The sequence below is a fragment of the Lysinibacillus sp. A1 genome, from assembly GCF_000801965.1.
Taxonomy (GTDB): Bacteria; Bacillota; Bacilli; order Bacillales_A; family Planococcaceae; genus Lysinibacillus; species Lysinibacillus fusiformis.
The window spans coordinates 131373-152328 of sequence record NZ_JSZM01000011.1 but is presented as its reverse complement, the minus strand read 5'-3'; the positions used below and the strand labels follow the sequence as shown (position 1 = coordinate 152328).

Genomic DNA, 20956 nt, shown 5'->3' with positions numbered 1-20956 from the left:
TCTTATAGATACATACGAAAAGAGGTTTTGAGGATGACGAACATTGACCATACGCCAATCGAATATACAACCTCAGCGAATAATATATTGCCACAATTTGTTGATCAGCTTCGACAATTGTACAGTATTATTGTCCAAAATACATATGTGAAAGATACAGCTAAACATTTAAATCGTATTATTCAAGATGCTAATAACCAAACGATGATTTTAATTGTCGGTAAACAACGAGTAGGCAAAACGACACTAGTCAACGGACTCCTCGGACGTGAGGTTTTATCTGTAAATGATCAACATCCGACAGGTGTCAATACATTTATTCGATATGGCGAACAAGAAGAGATTAAAGCCTATTTTTTAGATGGCGTTGTAGCCATATTTGATCTTAGTAAATTAGAACTACTGACAACAGGTGATACATTTGCTTCGCAGATTTTACGTGAACATTTAGATTACTTAGAAGTATATTTAAAAAATGATTTATTAAAATCTGTGACAATCATTGACTCGGTTTCCTTAGAAGCTGGGGGAGGTGAAATGGCCTATTTCTCTGAAGCACTAATGAACCGTGTAGATGAAATTTTTTGGGTTTTACGTGCCGGCTCTAGGGCGATTGATGCTGAGCTTTTATTAATGGATACGTTAAAGCATAAAGGAGTGGAGCCTTTATGTGTCATCAATGGTATTGATGCTGATGAGCATGCAGACGCATTTATTACTGCTGAACAACAACGTATTGGCCATTTGATGAGTGATTTTATAGCTATTTCTGCAACGAATGCACTGGCAGCCAAGCAAACGGACAACCTTGAGCTTTGGCAGAAAAGTCAATATGACCATTTAATAGCTCACATACATCGTGTGGCTGAAAATAGTGAAAAAAAAACCTATGCCATTTTAATTCGCTTCTTACAATGGCTTGAACGGTTCCGCTTCGAATTAACTGTAATTCCACGACGTGACCCATTTCAGTCTGCTGTTGAGAATATTGAAAAGTACGCAGGCGATACCCAATTTGAGTTTTCTCGCTATCAGCGTGACTTAGCGATAGTTAAGGAATATGAGCAAGAATATGAGCAAGTGGCCAATACATTTACACATGTTCAAACCCTTTATCAGCTCTTACAAACTATCTCGCAACATGATTATTTACAAGATGAGAAGGTAGAAAAATTTACTGAAATCGCTGTATATTATCAACAAATGTTACGGGAGTATCGTACTATGCACAGTGAGTATTCACGAGAATATGAACGCTTAGATGCACAGCATAAAAAGATACATGGTAAAGGGCTTATGAAGGCTATCTTCGGTCAACATACCCAAAATGAGTTTTTCAAAGAGCGTGTGCAAAAATTAAATGAGCAACAAGTGGTTTGTGTAGCTCAATACGACAATGTACTGCAAGCAGAAACGTCCATGTTGCAAGCAGTTCGAGACATTCAACCTTATTTAGTCAATTTAGTAAAGGAACGTATGAGTCGTATTGAACAAAAAGTGCAGGAATTAAATCAACAACGTGCGAAAGAGAAGCGACAATTAAAGCGTTATGCTGAAAAACTAAATGAATTTTCATGTTTAATTGAAGCACAGGGCTATATTAAGGACCATCTTCAACCTTTTTTAATGCAGGAACAAATGCCACTAAAAGCAAAGGATCTAGAAATGCTTGAAGAAACGGTGCAGGCTATTTTGAGCATCGATCTTTCAAGGAATGGTTTATTGGCACGTAGTCAAATGAATAATAAAATGGAGAGTATTGCTATACCTTTTGATGTGGAGGAAATGTATCCACAGCAATGCTTAACCTTACAAGAAGAAGATGTGAAATCGAACGATATTCCAGAGATACCAAATAAACTAGCCATACAATATGAAGAATAAACTTTACAAAACGTTCTAAAAGAATCAATCTTTTAGGGCGTTTTTTATGGAATGAAACATATCATACCATTTATACGTATAAATGGTAAGGAGGGATAAAAATGATTGAAATTAAAGGACGTTATACGGAGGCTAAAATTTATGCTGAAACAGCATTGCCATCAGCGATCGATCAAATTCAAGAATTGACGAATCAGGCGTTTATGTCAGGTACAAAGGTACGTATTATGCCTGATTATCATGCAGGGAAAGGCTGTGTTATCGGCACGACCATTCACCTACAGGAGCGGGTTGTGCCAAATCTAGTCGGTGTGGATGTGGGCTGTGGTGTATTTGTAGCGCAATTAGATGTAACGACGGTTGATTATGAGAAACTCGATACTATCATTCGAACGTATGTACCGAGCGGTCAAGAGGTTCATAAGGAACTATCGCCTGACCGACAATTTTTAGCGTTCGAAGGTAAACAGTTCAAAGCAAGTGGCTTTAAGGATGAGTATACGAATCTATCGTTAGGGACACTTGGTGGAGGCAATCATTTTATTGAATTGGCTAAAGATGAGGAAAATCAGTACTATTTACTAATTCATACTGGTTCACGTTATGTGGGGGCAAAAGTAGCAAACTGGCATCAAAAAAAAGCCTATGACAATCTACGTCAGCAAGAGTTGACTAAAAAAATAGAGGACTTTAAACAACAAGGGCGAGAAAAGGAAATCCAAGCGATGATTCAAGCCTATAAAGAGAAACATCCTGTGGTTCCGAAAGAGTTAGCCTATCTGGAGGGCGAACATTTCCATGACTATATTCATGATATGAAAATCGCGCAGCAATTTGCGCAGATGAATCGTTGGACTATTGCTGAAACCATTGCAAAACATATGAATTGGCAGTTGATAGATACATTTGATACGATTCATAACTATATTGAGACGGAGACAATGACGCTACGTAAGGGAGCCGTCCGTGCCAATAAAGGAGAGAAGCTTGTTATTCCTATGAATATGCGTGATGGATCACTTATTTGTATAGGGAAAGGCAATGCTGATTGGAATAATTCAGCCCCACATGGTGCAGGTCGTATGTACTCACGCCGTGCCGCTAAAAAAGCATTGAATATGGAAGATTTTAAAGAGACGATGGAGGGAATCTGGACAACATCAGTCAATGAAGAAACATTAGACGAGGCACCAATGGCCTATAAGCCTATGGCAGAAATTACATCTGCGATTGGAGAAACAGTGGATATTATTAAGATGATTAAGCCTGTCTACAATTTCAAAGCGAGTGAAGCCGCTAAGCCTTATGAGAGAAAGTGACCCCCTAACTACCTATCATCAATAGGGCGGTATGTATGGTATAATATAGCTTTACAACAATGAAATGGGTGGTTTTTTGGTTTCTTCAAAAGATGTGGCAAAGCATGCTGGTGTATCTCAAACAACCGTGTCAAGAGTGTTGAATACACCAGAGCTAGTAAAGCCAAAAACAGTTGAAAAAGTGATGAAAGCGATTGAGGACTTAAACTATGTTCCAAATGATATAGCTAGATCGCTTGTTCAGAAAAAGACAGGCATTATCACATTAATATCAGGCCCTTTACACAATCCTTTTTTTGTTGATACGACGACCGCTATCGTCAATTATGTCAATGCCCGTGGCTATAAAGTTAACGTTTATTTTGGTACAGAAGATAATTTACACTCGATTTACAATGCAGTTTTAGAAACGAAGGCAGATGCCATTATATTATCTTCGATGCTCTATCAAGATGATTTATTTTTTAAATTAGAAAAACTAGGAATTCCATTTATTATGTTTAATCGTAAGCATCAAGAAAATAGACATTTTGTAGAAATAGATAATGTGCAAGCAGGATATCTAGCAGCTAATCATATTTTATCATTAGGGCATCAATCACTATGCTGGATTGGTGGTCCACATCAAATGAGTACATTTTTTGGTCGCTACCAAGGGTTTGAAAAGGCACTAAAGGATCATGAAATAGAAGCTAAATCTGTACCTGCATTTTTTACCAATACGAATAAGGAAGATATCGAAAAGGCTTTTGAGGAACTATTAAAACTGGACAGAAGACCTACAGCAATTTGTGCAGCGACAGATGCCATCGCTATAGAAATTTTGAACCTTTGTTTAGAAAGAGGCTTTCACGTTCCTAGGGATTTCAATGTGATCGGCATTGATAATGTGGAGCTTAGTAAACATCATTCCATTGCTTTGACAACAGTAGGGATAACATCAGAAGAAAACTTAGGATTTTTAGCGATTGAAAAATTATTTGAGGTTATGGAGAAAAAAAGTACTTGCATCCAGCAAACAGAGTCTGTTAAACTTTTCCCAAGAAATACAACGTGTAAAAATGAACTGATTTAACGTCAGTTTATTTTTTACACCAAAATGGTTACGTATTCATTTCTTTATTTTCAGAAATGAATACGTAACCATAAGCGAAAGGAGTGAGATAAGTCTTGAAAAGGGGCTTATGGATTCATGGAGAATGGAAGACGACTGCAGAGTATATGGAGGTACAAGCCCCGCATTCACAAGAGGTGATTGCCGATTTTGCAATGGCCACTGAACAAGATGTGCATGAGGCCATTGCAAGTGCACAAGCAGCTACGAAGAGCATGGCTGCGTTAACGGCTTTTCAACGAGCAGAAATTTTGGAGCATTTATCGACACTCTTTTTGGAAAATAGAGAAGAGGCAGCTAGTATCATTTCACTAGAATCAGCAAAACCGCTCAAGTATGCCTATGCTGAAATTGATCGCACCATTGAAACCTATAAATTTGCCGCAGAGGAGGCTAAACGATTATCTGGTGAAATGATTCCGATGGATGCTTCTAAAAATGGGGAAGGGCGCTTTGCCTATACCATTCGAGAGCCAATCGGCGTAATTGCAGCAATTACACCGTTTAATTTCCCGCAAAATTTAGTTGCGCATAAAGTAGGTCCTGCTTTAGCAGCAGGGAATACGATTGTGTTAAAACCAGCTACTCAAACGGCTCTATCCGCTCATTTTCTAGCAAAACTATTGGCACAAACCAATTTACCGGCAGGAGCTTTTAATCTAGTGACGGGGCAGGGAAAATTAGTAGGAGATGTATTTTTAGCACATCCTCATGTGAAAATGATAACGTTTACGGGAAGTCCTGCTGTAGGTATTTCACTACGAAATCGTGCAGGTTTAAAAAAGGTAACGTTAGAATTAGGGTCGAATGCAGGAGTGATTGTTGACGAAGGCGTTCAACTTGATCAGATTATGGACCGAGTGATTATGGGGGCATTTTCAAATCAAGGTCAGGTATGCATTTCATTGCAGCGAATATATGTAATGGAAAGTATCGTAAATGAGTTTTTAGACAAGCTCAGCGCTAAAGTGGCACAGCTAGTCATTGGTGATCCTCTTGATGAAACAACGGATTTAGCTATGATGATTTCAGCAGCAGAACAACAACGAGCCCATGAGTGGGTTGAAGAAGCAGTTGCTGAAGGGGCTAACATCATTGCTGGTGGTTATATTGACAATCAGGTTTTATTGCCAACTGTGTTATCGAACGTATCTTCACAAAGTAAGGTATCCTGTGAAGAAATTTTTGCGCCAGTTGTTATTGTGAATTCAGTATCTTCTATAGAGGAGGCAATAGAGGCTATTAACGATTCTCATTACGGACTACAGGCAGGTATTTTTACACCATCAATTGAGACGGCTTTTAAAGCTTCCAAAGCATTACAGGTAGGGGGCGTCCTTATTAATGACGTGCCAACTTATCGTGTAGATCATATGCCATATGGTGGCGTGAAGGAAAGTGGTACAGGCCGTGAAGGTATTAAGTATGCAATGGAAGAAATGACAGAAATGAAGCTCATTATTTGGAATAACCAATAATCACGAATGGAGATGGGAAACATGAAAATGATCAAACAACACCCAAAATTGTATGTAATGGACAACGGTACGATGCGAATGGATAAGAATTATATGATTGCCATGCACAATCCAGCAACAATCGATCATCCAAATCAACCAAATGAATTTGTAGAATTCCCCGTTTATACAGTACTTATTGATCATCCAGAGGGCAAAATTTTATTTGATACGGCGTGTAATCCAAATGCTATGGGACCCGATGGACGTTGGGGAGAATTTACACAAAAAGCGTTCCCTATTAATATGCCAGAAGAATGCTATTTACATCATCGATTAGAAGAATTGAATGTTCGTCCTGAGGATATCAAATTTGTTGTAGCATCCCACTTGCATCTCGACCATGCAGGCTGCTTAGAATTATTTACGAATGCAACGATCATTGTACAAGAAGATGAGTTTAACGGCACGTTACAAACGTATGCAAGAAATGTTAAAGACGGTGCCTACATTTGGGGCGACATTGATATGTGGATTAAAAATAATTTACAATGGCGCCTTATTAAACGTGGTGAAGATAATGTGAAGCTTGCAGAAGGTATTCAAGTGTTGAATTTTGGTAGTGGCCATGCGTGGGGTATGCTCGGTCTGCACATTAATATGCCAGACACAGGTGGAATTATATTAGCGTCAGATGCCATCTATACGGCGGAAAGCTTTGGCCCACCTGTTAAGCCACCGGGCATTATTTATGATTCGGTTGGCTATAATTCTACAGTTGAACGCATTCGTCGACTTGCCAATGAAACGAATTCTCAGGTTTGGTTTGGTCATGACCCTGTCCAATTTAAATCATTTAGAAAATCGACAGAAGGATATTATGAATAGATAGGAGTAGAGAAGCCATGCATAAATTAACCTTTACGCCTGTAAGCTATACAGGTTGGGGATGTTTAAATCAGCTTCTGCCCGAAGTAGAAAGATTTAAAGCTACAAATATTTTAATTGTCACAGACCCATTTTTAAAGGAATTAGGGCTAGCAGATAAAGTCCAGCAGCCCTTGCGTACAAAAGGATATGCAACGACCATTTATACAGATATTGCCCCAGAGCCCCCACTTGCTATTGGAGAAAAACTAGTTGATTTTACTAGAAAACATCAATTTGATTTGGTCATCGGTTTAGGGGGTGGAAGTGCTCTTGATTTAGCTAAGCTTGCTGCTGTTTTAGCCGTGCATGATGGGAAAGTAGCGGATTATTTAAATTTAACAGGCACAAAAGCACTTGAACATAAAGGATTACCTAAAATTTTAATACCAACTACATCTGGAACAGGCTCAGAAGTGACAAATATTTCAGTCCTGTCCCTCGACACAACAAAAGACGTTGTGACACATGACTACTTATTGGCAGACAGTGCGATTGTAGACCCAGAGCTAACGATTTCACTACCACCAAAGGTAACCGCTGCAACGGGGGTTGATGCTTTAACACATGCCATTGAGGCATATGTTTCAGTCAATGCCAATGAAGTAACGGATGCACTTGCACTACAAGCTATTCGCCTAATTAGTGGCTCTATTCGTACAGCTGTGCTGGAAGGGGAAAATAAACAGGCACGTTCAGATATGAGCTATGGTAGTTATTTAGCTGGCTTGGCATTTTTCAATGCAGGAGTAGCTGGTGTTCATGCTTTAGCTTATCCTTTGGGAGGTCAATTTCATATAGCCCATGGTGATTCCAACGCCGTACTATTACCATATGTCATGGGGTATATTCGTCAAAGCTGTGAAAAACGAATGAAAGATATTTTAGATGCCATGGGTTTATCATCTGCCTACTTATCGCAAGAAGAGGCTTCCTATAATTGTGTGGATGCCTTACAACAGCTCGTTCAAGATGTAAAAATTCCTTCCACATTAAAAGGATTTAATATACCAGAAGAATCCCTAGAACAATTAACGGACGATGCAACAAAGCAAACAAGAATTTTAGCTCGAAGTCCGATGCCATTAGAACGAGAAGATATTTATGCTATTTATCGCGCTGCATTTGATGGAGAAGTTCGAGAGCCAGCTGAATCATAAAGAAGAAAAGAGAAACGTTGATTGTTGACGTTTTTTTATAAAAAAATAGCTATAGTTTTATAATATATAAAGCCTAAAAATCAGGCTACGAAGCTTCTTTGATGAAACTTCGTAGCCTTTGTCATGGGTTAGCTAATTTAATAAGTATGTTATGCTTCTGCATCAGGCGTAAATGTACGCGTAGCTAATTCTGCATCTAGCATAAAGATAGCGTTGGAATCGTTTTCGATACGTTCGATTTTACGAATTAATGTATCAAATGTAGATTCTTCCTCTACTTGCTCATCGATGAACCATTTTAAAAAGGCCATTGTCGCATGCTCACGTTCATCTAAAGCGATATCTGATAAATGATAAATACGGCGCGTCACTTCTTTTTCGTGAGAAAGAGCTGTTTTAAAGGCATCTAAAATCGATTCGAAATGATTGCCTGGGCTTTCAAAGCCTTGAATGGTTGCACGGTAGCCCATATCACTTAAGAAATTGTAAAATTTCATCGCATGGAAGCGTTCTTCTTCGGCTTGTACTAAAAAGAAGTTAGCGAAACCATCGTAATCCTGGTCTGTGCAATAAGCCGCCATTGCCATGTAAGCATGGGCCGAGTAAAATTCAAAATTCATTTGTTCGTTAAGTGCTGTGTGTAGTTTTTCAGATAACATAAAAGTTTTCCTCCTTTTGCAGTAAATGCCTTCTTCACTAGTATACAATGTTAGCGGTTCTTCATACAAAAATTTTAAATTTCATGGAAATATGTGCAAAACTTAATTGATATTAGTTCTCAATTAGAAAATTTACACTTCTTTATTTTTCGATACAACGCCAGGGAAAGGCTATTGTGTCGTTTGTAAAGTCAAGTATTAGTCGGGGGAGTTGGATAGGGTGACTTAGAAAGGTTACAATGACATGAAAATTTATTTAGCATGGCGCTGTTTAAAAATATTACATACTAAAATAGAAAATCGCCTCGACATAGGTCGTGGCGATTTTTTTTAATCATTATTGTGCTTGAGTTTTTTGGTTTTTGACCCCAATTAAGTAACCACCTAGGGCAATTGCTACTAGGACAATCCAGAAAATAGCTTTCCAAATTGTAGAATGTGGGAACTCATGTGGAATAATACCTAATTTTTCATGTGCTAATGTTAAAACAGCTAATTTCACACCAACCCAACCAACGATTAGGAAGGCAGCCGTTTCTAGTGAAGGGAATTTATCAAGAACTTTCACGAACCAACGAGCCGCGAATCGCATCATGATAACCCCGATAAGACCACCTAAGAACATAACGGCGAACTGTCCTGCATTAATACCACCAATATCAAAATCACCGATATGTGGTAATGTTACAGCAATAGCAACCGCAGCTAGAATAGAATCTACCGCGAACGCGATATCAGCAAGTTCTACTTTTACAACCGTCATCCAGAAGCCGGATTGCTTTTTCGGCTCTTGGATCTCCTCGGAGCTTTGCGATGCTTTCCGTGAATCATAAATATGCTTAATAGACATAAACAATAGATAAGCTGCACCTATTGCTTGAATTTGCCAGAAATTAACGAGTGTTGTAATCAGGAATAATGCGGCGAAGCGGAAAACAAACGCCCCCACCAATCCATATAATAAAGCTTTTTGTTGTTGTGCTTTTGGTAAATGCTTAACCATAACTGCCATTACCACTGCGTTGTCAGCTGCCAACAATCCTTCTAATACAATTAATACGACGAGTACCCATGCGTATTCTAAAATAATTGCCTCCAAATTTGTTTCCTCCTTTAATTATTGAACAGAAATGAATGGTTGCTTCTAACATATTCTTCCCAATTTTAAGCAAAAGAAAAAGACCCCTGCCTAAAAAATAGGCAAAGGTCTTGCTAAGCAATTTACTGTTCGTTGCACAGAAATTATTCTGTGAGACAATTTATGCCATCACACCCGATGGTAGGAACCATGTAATGACGAATGTGAATCAGATGCTTCGATCGCATCCGCTAGCTACTCCCCTTTGACAATTAAGTCAAAAGCTATTCAATTCTTACACCAATCATAGCATGCGAAAAACTGAAAGTAAATAAAAATATACTGCTATGGAGAAAAAATACTTTTCCGTTACGTTTGCACAAATGGTACTATTAAAAGATAGGCGAAATTTTTACAACTTAGAAAGGAGACAAACATGTATAGAAAATTTTTTTCCTATTATAAGCCGCATAAACGATTGTTTGTCATCGATTTTTCAAGTGCAATCATTGTAGCCATTTTAGAGCTCGCCTTTCCATTAGCCGTTCAGTGGTTTATTGATGAGCTATTACCAACAGGCGATTGGGGAATGATTGTAAAAATAAGTGTATTATTGCTGCTAGTGTACGCAATAAGTACGTTTTTAAACTTTATCGTGAACTATTTAGGGCATAAATTGGGGATTAATATTGAGACAGATATGCGTCAGGAATTATTTACGCATGTACAAAGGCAATCATTCCGATTCTTTGATAATACGAAAACAGGTCATATCATGAGCCGTATTACCAATGATTTATTTGATATTGGGGAATTTGCCCATCATGGACCTGAGGATTTATTCATTGCCATTATGACCTTTGTTGGTGCCTTTGCCATTATGTTTAATGTGAACCCAACACTCGCTTTAATTGCAGCGATCATGGTGCCATTTTTAACATGGCTTGTGACATTTAGTAATATAAAAATGAATAATGCTTGGAAAACGATGTATGGCAAAATTGCTGATGTGAACGGACGAGTAGAGGATAGTGTGTCCGGGGTCCGTGTTGTTAAATCTTTTACAAATGAAGATTTTGAAATTAAACGCTTTAAGGAGCAGAATGGATTTTTCCGTACGGCTAAATTATATGCCTATAAGATAATGGCAGGTACTCACTCGAGCATTTATATGATGACACGCCTCCTTACATTAATGGTGTTAGTAGTCGGCGCTTGGCTAAGCTTTAATGGAAAATTAACTTATGGGGAGCTAGTGAGCTTTGTTTTATATACAAATGTCCTCATTAAACCAATTGATAAGATTAGTGCGTTATTAGAGCTTTATCCGAAGGGAATGGCTGGTTTTAAGCGATTCCGTGAATTAATTGAGCAGGAACCAGAAATTCAAGATCGTGAGAATGCGAAGGTCATTAACCATTTAGATGGTAATATTTCCTTCCATAATGTTCACTTTAATTACGATACTTCAAAACAGGTTTTAAAAGATATTTCATTCGACGTAAAGGCTGGACAAACTATTGCTTTTGTTGGCCCTTCGGGTGCCGGTAAAACGACTATTTGCTCGTTAATTCCTCGCTTCTATGAGGTTTCAAAAGGTGCTATTTCGATTGACGGTATCGATATTCGCAATATGACCCAGGCTTCCTTACGATCTCAAATTGGTATCGTACAGCAGGATGTCTTCTTGTTTACAGGGACAATTCGTGAAAACATTGCCTATGGAAAGCTAAACGCCAGTGAAGAAGAAATTCGTGAAGCAGCGAAAAAGGCCCATTTAGAGGCATTCATCGCTGAGCTACCTGATGGTTATGATACGCAAATTGGGGAACGAGGATTGAAATTATCCGGTGGACAAAAACAACGATTAGCCATTGCGCGTATGTTCTTGAAAAACCCACCAATTTTAATTTTAGATGAAGCGACCTCTGCATTAGATACCGAAACAGAGATGATTATTCAGCAATCTTTATCAGAGCTAGCTGAAAACCGTACTACGTTAGTTATTGCTCATCGCCTGGCAACTATTAGAAATGCAGATCGGGTAATGGTCGTGACGTCAAAAGGTATTGAGGAAGATGGTACTTATGATGAGTTAGTGGCTCACAATGGTATCTTTGCGAAGCTCCATCACATTCAATTCCGTAAGGGACAAAACGAACAAAGCATACAAAATGATTATGTAGAGCTGACGTAATATCATGTCGGCCCGATGATTAAAAGGCAGAAATGTGTGAGAGCATTTCTGTCTTTTCCTATTCAAAGGATAAGGACTAATAGGACAAGGTATTTTAGAAGAGGTGAGGAATTATTAGTAGTGAATAGAAAATGACAGATTAATAGATGGAGGTTAAGACATGGACAGCCACAAGAATATTGGACTAACCAAAACAGTTGGTTATCAAGTAGGGGTTAGAAAAACGTTTCCAATCTCGCAACAGCAAGCATGGTCTTTTATTACAGGGGAGGAAGGTTTGAATGCATGGTTAGGAGGAGGGGGAAATATAATTCTTAAACCTGGTCATCAGTATCGTACAATAGTGGGAACCGGAGAAATTCGGATTGTCAAACCACTTTTGCAACTCCGTCTTACTTGGCAAAAGGAGGGATGGCATCGACCTTCTACCATACAAATTCGTATCCTATCCAAAGAAAATAATAAAACGACCATTAGTTTTCATCAGGAACATCTTGCTAATCAGCAAATAAGAGAAGAAATGAAGCGATATTGGGAATCGAGGTTAGCATCCATCGAAGAGAGCATACAAAAGATGTAGCCAAAAATAACTAGCATCTCCTCAATATGTGAGGGGATGCTAGTTATTTTCTTGGTCTTTTTTGTCTTCTATATGAGCATTAGCTGAACGGGTTGCATCCTGAGGAGCAAGTGCTTTATTGCGCTCCGTGTAACCTTTTGGTGATAGACGAAAAATAGATTTTTTGATGGTGGACCAGTTTAAATCTGTTGCAAGGTTCATGTAAGAGTAACCGTAAATGCGAATATTGCTTAAGTAAAGAAGTGTCAAATATAAAGAAACAAAAAAGCCAAATAATCCTAAAAAGGCGCTAGCTAGGATGAAGGCAATTCGTAATATACTGACTGAGGTCACAAGTGATTGATTGACCAACGTAAATGAAGCGATAGTAGAAATGGCGATAACAACAATCATTTCTGGGCTTGTAACACCTGCTCGAATTGCAGCATCTCCGATAATAATTCCACCTACAACACTGATGGTTCCCCCAATTACTGAAGGAAGCCGTAGCCCTGCTTCACGGAACAGTTCAAACATTAGAAGCATGAGGAGCATCTCAAGTGAAGAAGGAAGGGGTAATCCGGCCTTGGCTTGTACAACAGTTGCCAGTAACTGTAATGGCAATTGATTTTGATGGTAGGTTGTTAAAGCGAGCCAAAAGGCAGGCAGTAGCAATCCTATAAGAATGCCGATTATCCGTAGTACACGTTCTATTGAACTGAAAATGATCGGATATTCATTATCCTCGGCAGATTTCAATAATAAGAAAAGATTTACAGGTGTGACAATGCCATAAGCGACCCCATCTACGAAAATAACAAAGCGTCCCCTTGCTAATGCTTGGACGGCATAGTCGGGTCGACCTGTATAATCAAACTTTGGAAATAATTTCGAATTTTTATTAACGCGTTCCATTAATAAATCGCCACTAAAAACAATATCTGTATCGACTGCTGCTAGCTGTTTCTTAATACCATGCAGAATGTCCATATCCACTATATCTTCAAAATACAGGATCGCCACTGTTGTTTTTGAGCGTTTTCCGAGTTCCACTTTTTCGACACAAAATGAATTGGTCGGTAATCGTTTGCGAATTAAAGCGATATTGATGCGGATATCTTCAATAAAGTTATCCCTAGGCCCTTTAATAAGAACCTCCATACGCGTTTCTTCCGGCTTACGATTAGGCTTTTTAGCGATATTACTTGCGTATAAAAGATTATCCTGCTCAAAATACATCAACAGGAAGCCGCTATAAACGGATGAAATAAGCTGTTCCTTATCTTGGATTTTCTGAAGGCTTGGAACATGGAGATGCCTCGCTATATTTTCCTCAAAAGATACGTCATCCAATTGATCATATAAATACTGGATCCGCTGAATAATGACACCGTTTAGCATTTGCTGATCAATCATGGCATCACAAGTGATAAATTGTACCTTTTGTTCATTAAAGCTATATTCCTGAAATTGTATATCTGCAGATTTTTGAAATAGTTTTTTTATTGTATTTAAATCAAACTCATGCTCCTGTTGAGACATTATGATTCACCACTTTTCATGTCTTGTTCTTCAGTTTTCCCCTTTTTAGAAGATTTATCCGATAAGAAAGCCACGACAATGAAAAAAATAGATAATGCAAATAAGAAAATAAATGTAGCACTTAAAATATAATGTCCCTTTACTTTTAAAAATAAGCTTTCATTTAACATAATTAACGGTAAACAAATGATGAAAAAGGGGGGTGCGAGCATTTGCCAAATTCGCTTCGGATCACCCGTCATTTTTAATAAGTCTGCGACAATATAAAGAAGAAAGCTAACACGAATGAAAGTCCCTGTTAACCATTGGTAAATAGAGAAAAAGTCTAGATGCTCAATATAGCGTCCGATGGTCACTAATCCCCATTCTTCATAAGCAGGATAACGTTGTTTCGATGCTTCACTTGGTCCGAATTCAGTAATAGCTCCAATTAGCGGACCTAATGTAAGGCCAATTAAGATAGCCAGTATAATAGTGAAATGGTACCAACGAAGACGTTCTTTGAATTGGTGCTGCAAAAATAATAGTAATAATAGCTCTATAAACCCTGAAGCAGGAAAAATCATACCGTGTATGATAGGCTGAAAACCATGCTCGAAAAAGGGACGCAACAAACTATAATCTTTTACTTGTATATTGGTAAAGGCGACAAAGAAACCTAGGATTACAACTCCAAATAATACAAAGACATTGACAATAACAATCGTTTGTAAGCTAGTTGTCACTAGTAAAATGCAAAGGATAGTATAAACAAACAATAATATAAGGACAGGTGTTTGAGGTAAAAATGTGCTATTTACCCACTGTAATGTTTCCACCATTGTAAAAGCTGCGATAATCAATAGAAAAATGGCGACAATATAGATGATGGTAGTAGAAGCGACTTTTCCAATTTTTTCGCTGAGCCAGTCTCGAATGGGTTCCTGTTTCGATTTTTTTTGGATGTAAACTAATAAAAATAACCAAAAGAAAATAACACCCCCCGCAAATAGTACAGATAGCCAGCCATCTCTTTTGGCGGCATCTAGCAGTGGAGGAATAATAGTTACATGATTTTTTAAGCCAATAACGGTCATTGATAGGAAGATTACATGTAAAATACTGATGGATCCTACACTTTTCATGATGAAAACCCTCTAACATTGATTGATACATATTAGCTTAGACAAAAAGCAGTAGCTTTATAAGCAGAAAATGGGTTCTTCTCCATGAAAAAAACGAGGTATTTGATGATGTAATCGTCAAATACCTCGTTAAGTCCTATATAATTAATGGATGTATGTTGCGCTCACAAGATCATCCCTTAAGACGTCTGTTGGGATTTCAAATTCCACTACGCCCATAAAGCCTGGTGCCACTTCATATTTATCAAAGGAAATCACAAGCTTACCTTTATCTGAAATATAGAATTGCTGATCAGGTTGAATGGCTGTAAATTCCTCCATCAAATCTTCATCGGCCATGCCAGCACCCTTCACCCAATAAACTTTATCCTGATTGGATTCAGCGAATTGTGTACGCATTTGTTCCTTAATATTTTCACTAATAGCTTCAATATAATTTTTATCTTTAAAAAGCATAGGTAAAGTAATTAAAATTTCGTTTTCTTTGTCGATCGTATCGTATTCCATCACAGTGGAAGAAGAGCCGACAGTATTTACCACATAGCGACCAATCGATAAAATTTGGTCATTATCAGTTTTAATTTCAAAGCCACTATCAACGCCTAAATGACCACCACTACCACTGGCTTTTAAATCACCCACTTCAGTGATAAATTCATCGTAAAGAGCTTTTCCTTCTGCACGATACTTTTCATTTAATGTATTGGCAAGATCTTGATTGTCTAAATTTTCAATAGCAGGTACTTTAATATTGGCATCAAAATTATCTTCTGCCACCTCATATTCTGTCCAAGTTAATACTTTAACAACACTTCCTACAACAGGTATGTCTGAAAGTGTTCGAGCCATTGCTGGACTTACATTTAAACTAGCAGTAAATAGCATAGCTGCCGCTGCCGAGCCAAGCAACCATTGAGGAGTACGGTTCTTTTTCTTTTTTCGTCCTTGCTTTAATGCTCGTTCAACCACCAAATCTAATTCCTTAGGAATAGAAACATCTGTATATTGTTTTTCTAAATTTTTTAATTTTTTATCCATGTGCAGTTTCTCCCTTCACATCTTCCAATTGTATTTTCAATAGTTTTAATGCTTTATAAAGACGCGATTTGGCTGTACTTAACTTAATATCGAGGATGTTCGCAACGTCTGCGAGCTTTAAATCCTCGAAATAATGGAGAATCACAACCTCTCGATACATTTGCGGTAGCTCCTCTAACGCATGCTCTAAATCGACGTTTTCATAGACATCCTCTTGAGCGGGGGTTAAATATTGCAAAGTATCATCATCAGTTACTTGTAAGCGTTTATGCTTTCGTAAAAAATCAATGGCTGTACGAACGACTATTTTATAAAACCAGCTTTTCATATAATCAACATTTTCAAGTCGATCTAATGACAGCATGGCTTTTTGAACACTGTCCTGTACAACATCTAGTGCGTCCTGTTCATTTTTTGTATAGCTATACGCGAGCAAATAAAAACGCTCTTTTTGTTCACGAATGAATTGGACAAACACCTCTTCATGTTGAAATGCATTTCTTGTTTTCATGTCCAAAGAAGCTCCTTTTTTAACATTGTCAAATTGTATACATGTACTAGACGTACGAAATGAGGGAAAAAGTTGAAAGCCATAAAAAAAACTTACCCCAATATGAGATAAGTTTTAGCCTTCTATACTGTTGGCATACGTCAGCATAACAGATGATTATGAGAAATAGTCATATGTATTTTTTAATAGTAATAGAATGGTCACAACAATAAATAGCTTACGTACATACCCGCTGCCACGTTTAATTGCAAATTTGGAGCCCACAATGGCCCCAGCAATTTGCGCAAGTCCCATTGGTAAACCATAGGCATAATTGATTTGCCCTAAGTATATAAACATAAGAAGGGCTGCAACATTACTACCGAAATTTAAAAATTTCGCATTACCTGCTGATTGTAAAAAATCAAAACCTACCATGAGAAAAGCAAATAATAAGAATGAACCTGTACCCGGACCTAAAAAACCATCATAAAAACCAATGACAGTAATTACTACTACAAAAAAAAAATAACGTTTTGGTGTTAGCTTTTTATAGGTAGTGATGCTTCCCCAATCTTTTTTAAAGATCGTATAGATCGCTACGGCAGCCAGCATAATCAGCATGAGCGGCTTTAGGACACTAGGATCCATTAAGTGGACAATCCATGCTCCAAGCATAGATCCGAAAAAGACAAATGGAAATAGCTTATAGACTGCTTTAATATCAAGCTTGCCAGAGCGATAAAATGTCAAAGTACTTGTAAGTGATCCCATTGTACCTGCTAATTTATTGGTTGCTACAGCACTTGAAGGTGGGAGACCTACAAACATAAGGGCAGGTAAAGAAATAAGTCCACCACCGCCAACAACTGAATCAATGAATGCGGCTAAAAAACCAAAAACGATAAGAATGACTAAAATATTTACATCTAAATCAAATGGCACAACAGGTCATCTCTTTTCTATCATAATAATCTGATAGTAGCGAACTGAGGTTGGGCTGTAAATACTCTTTCTATAATTTTGCGGAGCTTGAACAATGAGAGTTTTCGTAAAAATTCTACAATAATCAAATATTTTCTACTTGGAGTTGGAAATTTGATGTATTATGTAAATGATAGTGTTTTTACGTAAAGGGGACGTGATGACATGAGTTTAGGAAATCATATACGTGTATTTCTCTGTGTCGTGTTTATGGGGATGCTTGTTGGATATGTCTTCAATGCAAAAAAAGATATAACAGATCATGAGTATATTGATATCGTCAAAGAAGGTTATTTGGAGAATTTTTCTGATGTCACGGTTCGTAATGCATTTAACTACGCATTCTTTGAACCATATTGGCGGTATTATCAAGCGAAAACAGGGGAGCAAGTTGTAGAATTATCAGGGGATATTACGTTTCAAGATGAAAAAGGACATGCTATTTTACAATTCGTCGTTGACGAACAAACAACGCAATTTTCCCTTCGTGCGATGAAATTTAATGAAAATGTTTTAAATGCTGAACAAAAACAAAAACTCGTCGGCATGGTCTATCAAACGTGGGAAATGAAACAACTAGCTTATGAGTAAGGTTTTTTGCTTTGTAAATAAGCAGAACTATATTACAGTTAAAAGGGGGAGCTTACAGACAGAGAGGATGTTTTGAATGAAGTTAAGTATTTTAGATCAAATGCCTATACCAAAAGGTCATTCGGCAGAGGAAGCCTTCCAACGTACAGAACAACTAGCTTTATTAGGGGAAGAACTCGGTTATCATCGTATGTGGCTAGCTGAACACCATAATAGTCAGTCGCTGGCAAGTTCAGCTCCCGAAGTAACCGCTGCTTTTTTAGCTGCAAAAACACAGCGACTTCGTATTGGGACAGGTGGCGTCATGATGATGCATTATTCACCATATAAGATTGCAGAGGTTTTTAAAACATTGGCAGGATTAGCACCTCATCGAATCGATTTCGGAGTAGGGAGAGCACCAGGTGGTGATCATGCCTCGATTTATGCGCTTGCAGAAGGAAGAAGACAACGTTTCACCGAGCAATATGATAAGCTTGAAATTATTTTAAAGCTGATGAATAACCAAAAAACGGGTGAACATGTCTATGATCAAGTCGTTGCGGCACCCGTTCATATTTCATTACCTGAGGCGTGGCTACTAGGTTCAAGTGGTCAAAGTGCGATGCAGGCAGGACAGCTAGGTGTAGGTTATTCCTATGCCCAATTTTTCACAGGCAATATGTCGAAGGATATTTTTGATGCCTATAAAGCCTATTTTACGCCTTCTTATTATATGGAAAAACCACAAATTATTGTGACCTATGCGGCGACGGTGGCACCTACTTTAGAGGAAGCGGAATACTTGGCAAAACCAATCGATATTTCTCGTCTTCAGCTGATGAAGGGGCAAATTATTCAAACTATATCACCTGAAGAAGCAAAGGATTATCCATTAACAGAAATGGATAAAATGACAATCGCCAATAATCGCAAAGCAAATCTTGTCGGCACACCAAAGGATATTGCTGCATTTTTAGTGAAAGAAAAAGAACACTATGGCTTTGATGAAGTCATGCTGAACTGTAATCAATATGAATTAGCAAGTCGTTTAAATACCTATAAATTCCTAGCGAAGGAATTATTATAGAACAAAATCACCTCGTTGCTACGCTTCGAGGTGATTTTTATTGGACTTGACTGCTTTTAACCATACCTAAAATAGAAAAACCCGGAAATAAATTTCCGGGTTCGATTACCACTTACATTAAATACTCCATGACACACTGCCTCGCTTCCGCATAGAATCTTAAGATATTCCTAAGAACTGTACTTTACTCAGCTTTGATGGTCCTTTTGAGTTATCGATCAATCGCACTCATCGGGTTAACCCTCCTAGTCATAGGATTTGAAGTGAAATCTTTAATAGTATAGACCACGACATATTTTTTATACATAGTTGAGAAATTTTTTAAAAACAATAAAAAGAAACTCCTTTTTGAGACAGATTCTTCAAGAGGGACTTTCTTTAGTGATGAGTCGCTTAAACGCGGCCAGAGCCACTAACAAATGCTTGATCTTGATAATACATATTTTTTACTAAAACGTTAGGACCAAGGCATTTAACAGCTGGACAATGGCAATTGAGTGATTTAGCTAAATCGGTTGCCATCCATTTATCAAATACTGCTGGAAGCTCGTCATGTACAATATTACCTAGAGCTGGTGTATCACCGAAATCAGTAACGATGACATCGCCCGTAAAAATATTGATATTCAAACGTGAACGGCCATCTGGATCGTTACGCATTGTGACGTTTTTCGCTGTACGAAGACGTTGAAGTAATCGTTGATCTTCTTCATTCGCACTACAAGGGTAAAATGGAAGTGTTCCGAATAACATCCATGTATTGTCATCACGTATATCTAGTAGATGATGGATCGCTTCACGTGTTTCCTCTAGTGAGAGGGATGTGAGGGCACTAGCAAAATCTGATGGGTACATTGGATGTACCTCATGACGTGCACATTTCATTTCATGGATGATTTGGTTATGAATATGATCTAAGTATGGTAAAGTTTTTTTGTTTAGCATGGTTTCTGCTGAAACCATGACACCGTGTTCCGCAAGCATCTTTGAGTTATCAATCATGCGTTGGAACAGAGCTGCACGTTGGTCATAAGTAGGCTTGCGCTCCATCATGGCAAAGCCTGTTTCAACGAATTCATCGATAGTACCCCAGTTATGTGAAATATGCAGTACATCTAAAAAAGGGGCGATTAATAAGTATCGTGCTGGCTCCAATGTTAAATTAGAGTTAATTTGTGTGCGTACCCCTCGTTCATGAGCATATTTCAAAAGTGGCAACACATAATTTTGTACCGACTTTTTACTCATCATCGGTTCGCCACCTGTAATACTAAGTGTTTTTAAATGAGGTATTTCGTCTAAGCGACGTAAAATTAAATCTATTGGCAATGCCTCAGGGTCTTTATTTTGTAATGTATAGCCGACAGCACAGTGTGCACAACGCATATTACAAAGGTTAGTTGTTGTAAATTCAATATTAGATAGAGTCATTTGTCCATGTTGTTCAACATCTAAATACGCTTCCCATGGATCAAAGACAGGCGTTATTTTTTGTAAGGTCGTCATCTTTCGTACATCTTCCTTTCTAGCATTCTATTGTCTCATATTCATCGATAATTTCAAATATGAAATTACTGAAAGGGCTATTTTAGGATTAGACGAACATTTTTTATCCAATAAAGGAAAATGCTCTCTAATCCATTAACACTGAAGTGGATGAAGATAAAGCGCCTACAAGTCCTACTATTCTGAAAAAGGTCGTTTTACTGTTATTTTTCTAAAAAAACGTTATCATGGATAGAGAAAATAGCACAATGCATCATA

At 37.9% G+C, this 20956-nt stretch carries 18 protein-coding genes; 10 read left to right on the top strand and 8 right to left on the bottom strand.

The features are described 5' to 3' along the window. The first annotated feature begins 33 nt into the window (after positions 1-33). From PI85_RS08515 to PI85_RS08490, 6 genes are all read left to right on the top strand, one after another. Positions 34-1884: a dynamin family protein gene (locus PI85_RS08515; RefSeq protein ID WP_036126721.1), complete on the top strand. Its 1851-nt coding sequence runs from the start codon at positions 34-36 to the stop codon at positions 1882-1884. Positions 1885-1985: 101 nt separating this feature from the next. Beyond that, complete coding sequence (locus PI85_RS08510) at positions 1986-3203, top strand: RNA-splicing ligase RtcB (protein ID WP_036126719.1); 1218 nt, start codon at positions 1986-1988, stop codon at positions 3201-3203. Between the two features lie 76 nt (positions 3204-3279). After that, positions 3280-4278 (top strand): LacI family DNA-binding transcriptional regulator, encoded by a 999-nt coding sequence (locus tag PI85_RS08505; RefSeq protein WP_036126716.1) that lies wholly within the window; start codon positions 3280-3282, stop codon positions 4276-4278. A 95-nt stretch (positions 4279-4373) separates the two neighbouring features. Beyond that, positions 4374-5795, top strand: a complete 1422-nt coding sequence (locus PI85_RS08500; protein ID WP_036126714.1) for an aldehyde dehydrogenase family protein — start codon at positions 4374-4376, stop codon at positions 5793-5795. A gap of 21 nt (positions 5796-5816) precedes the next feature. Beyond that, complete coding sequence (locus tag PI85_RS08495; RefSeq protein WP_369794242.1) at positions 5817-6662, top strand: N-acyl homoserine lactonase family protein; 846 nt, start codon at positions 5817-5819, stop codon at positions 6660-6662. 17 nt (positions 6663-6679) lie between these two features. Continuing rightward, complete coding sequence (locus tag PI85_RS08490) at positions 6680-7861, top strand: iron-containing alcohol dehydrogenase (RefSeq protein WP_036126712.1); 1182 nt, start codon at positions 6680-6682, stop codon at positions 7859-7861. Between the two features lie 149 nt (positions 7862-8010). Here the strand turns inward: PI85_RS08490 and PI85_RS08485 are convergent, their stop codons facing one another. Together PI85_RS08485 and PI85_RS08480 are read right to left on the bottom strand one after the other, a co-directional pair. After that, positions 8011-8520 carry a ferritin gene (locus PI85_RS08485; protein WP_036126710.1) on the bottom strand — a complete coding sequence of 170 codons (510 nt, stop codon included), beginning with the start codon at positions 8518-8520 and terminating at the stop codon, positions 8011-8013. 337 nt (positions 8521-8857) lie between these two features. Continuing rightward, positions 8858-9619, bottom strand: coding sequence for a TerC family protein (locus PI85_RS08480; RefSeq protein WP_036126708.1), 762 nt, complete (start codon positions 9617-9619; stop codon positions 8858-8860). A 415-nt stretch (positions 9620-10034) separates the two neighbouring features. Between PI85_RS08480 and PI85_RS08475 the strand changes: the two genes are divergently transcribed. Together PI85_RS08475 and PI85_RS08470 are read left to right on the top strand one after the other, a co-directional pair. Continuing rightward, positions 10035-11795, top strand: a complete 1761-nt coding sequence (locus tag PI85_RS08475) for an ABC transporter ATP-binding protein (RefSeq protein ID WP_036126707.1) — start codon at positions 10035-10037, stop codon at positions 11793-11795. A 160-nt stretch (positions 11796-11955) separates the two neighbouring features. Continuing rightward, the gene (locus PI85_RS08470; RefSeq protein WP_036126706.1) at positions 11956-12375 is read left to right on the top strand and encodes an SRPBCC domain-containing protein; all 420 of its coding nucleotides are present in this window, start codon (positions 11956-11958) and stop codon (positions 12373-12375) included. 39 nt (positions 12376-12414) lie between these two features. Here the strand turns inward: PI85_RS08470 and PI85_RS08465 are convergent, their stop codons facing one another. From PI85_RS08465 to PI85_RS08445, 5 genes are all read right to left on the bottom strand, one after another. Next, positions 12415-13896, bottom strand: a complete 1482-nt coding sequence (locus PI85_RS08465) for a spore germination protein (protein WP_042737449.1) — start codon at positions 13894-13896, stop codon at positions 12415-12417. Continuing rightward, positions 13896-15020 carry an endospore germination permease gene (locus tag PI85_RS08460; protein ID WP_036126704.1) on the bottom strand — a complete coding sequence of 375 codons (1125 nt, stop codon included), beginning with the start codon at positions 15018-15020 and terminating at the stop codon, positions 13896-13898. Before PI85_RS08460 ends, PI85_RS08465 begins: the two co-directional genes overlap by 1 nt. 144 nt (positions 15021-15164) lie before the next feature. Next, entirely contained in the window at positions 15165-16058 is an 894-nt protein-coding gene (locus PI85_RS08455) for an RsiV family protein (protein ID WP_036126703.1), read from the bottom strand. Continuing rightward, positions 16051-16569 (bottom strand): sigma-70 family RNA polymerase sigma factor, encoded by a 519-nt coding sequence (locus PI85_RS08450; RefSeq protein ID WP_036126701.1) that lies wholly within the window; start codon positions 16567-16569, stop codon positions 16051-16053. The genes PI85_RS08455 and PI85_RS08450 overlap by 8 nt, the downstream gene beginning before the upstream one ends. A 156-nt stretch (positions 16570-16725) precedes the next feature. After that, the gene (locus tag PI85_RS08445) at positions 16726-17493 is read right to left on the bottom strand and encodes a TSUP family transporter (protein WP_036126699.1); all 768 of its coding nucleotides are present in this window, start codon (positions 17491-17493) and stop codon (positions 16726-16728) included. Between the two features lie 204 nt (positions 17494-17697). On the opposite strand from PI85_RS08445, the gene PI85_RS08440 reads away from it, so the two are divergent. Together PI85_RS08440 and PI85_RS08435 are read left to right on the top strand one after the other, a co-directional pair. Continuing rightward, the gene (locus PI85_RS08440; RefSeq protein ID WP_036126697.1) at positions 17698-18123 is read left to right on the top strand and encodes a hypothetical protein; all 426 of its coding nucleotides are present in this window, start codon (positions 17698-17700) and stop codon (positions 18121-18123) included. Between the two features lie 76 nt (positions 18124-18199). After that, entirely contained in the window at positions 18200-19192 is a 993-nt protein-coding gene (locus tag PI85_RS08435) for an LLM class flavin-dependent oxidoreductase (protein ID WP_036126696.1), read from the top strand. Positions 19193-19585: 393 nt separating this feature from the next. Here the strand turns inward: PI85_RS08435 and yfkAB are convergent, their stop codons facing one another. Next, a complete protein-coding gene (gene yfkAB / locus PI85_RS08430) occupies positions 19586-20698 on the bottom strand; it encodes a radical SAM/CxCxxxxC motif protein YfkAB (RefSeq protein WP_036126695.1) in 1113 nt (370 codons plus the stop codon). Positions 20699-20956 lie beyond the last annotated feature (258 nt).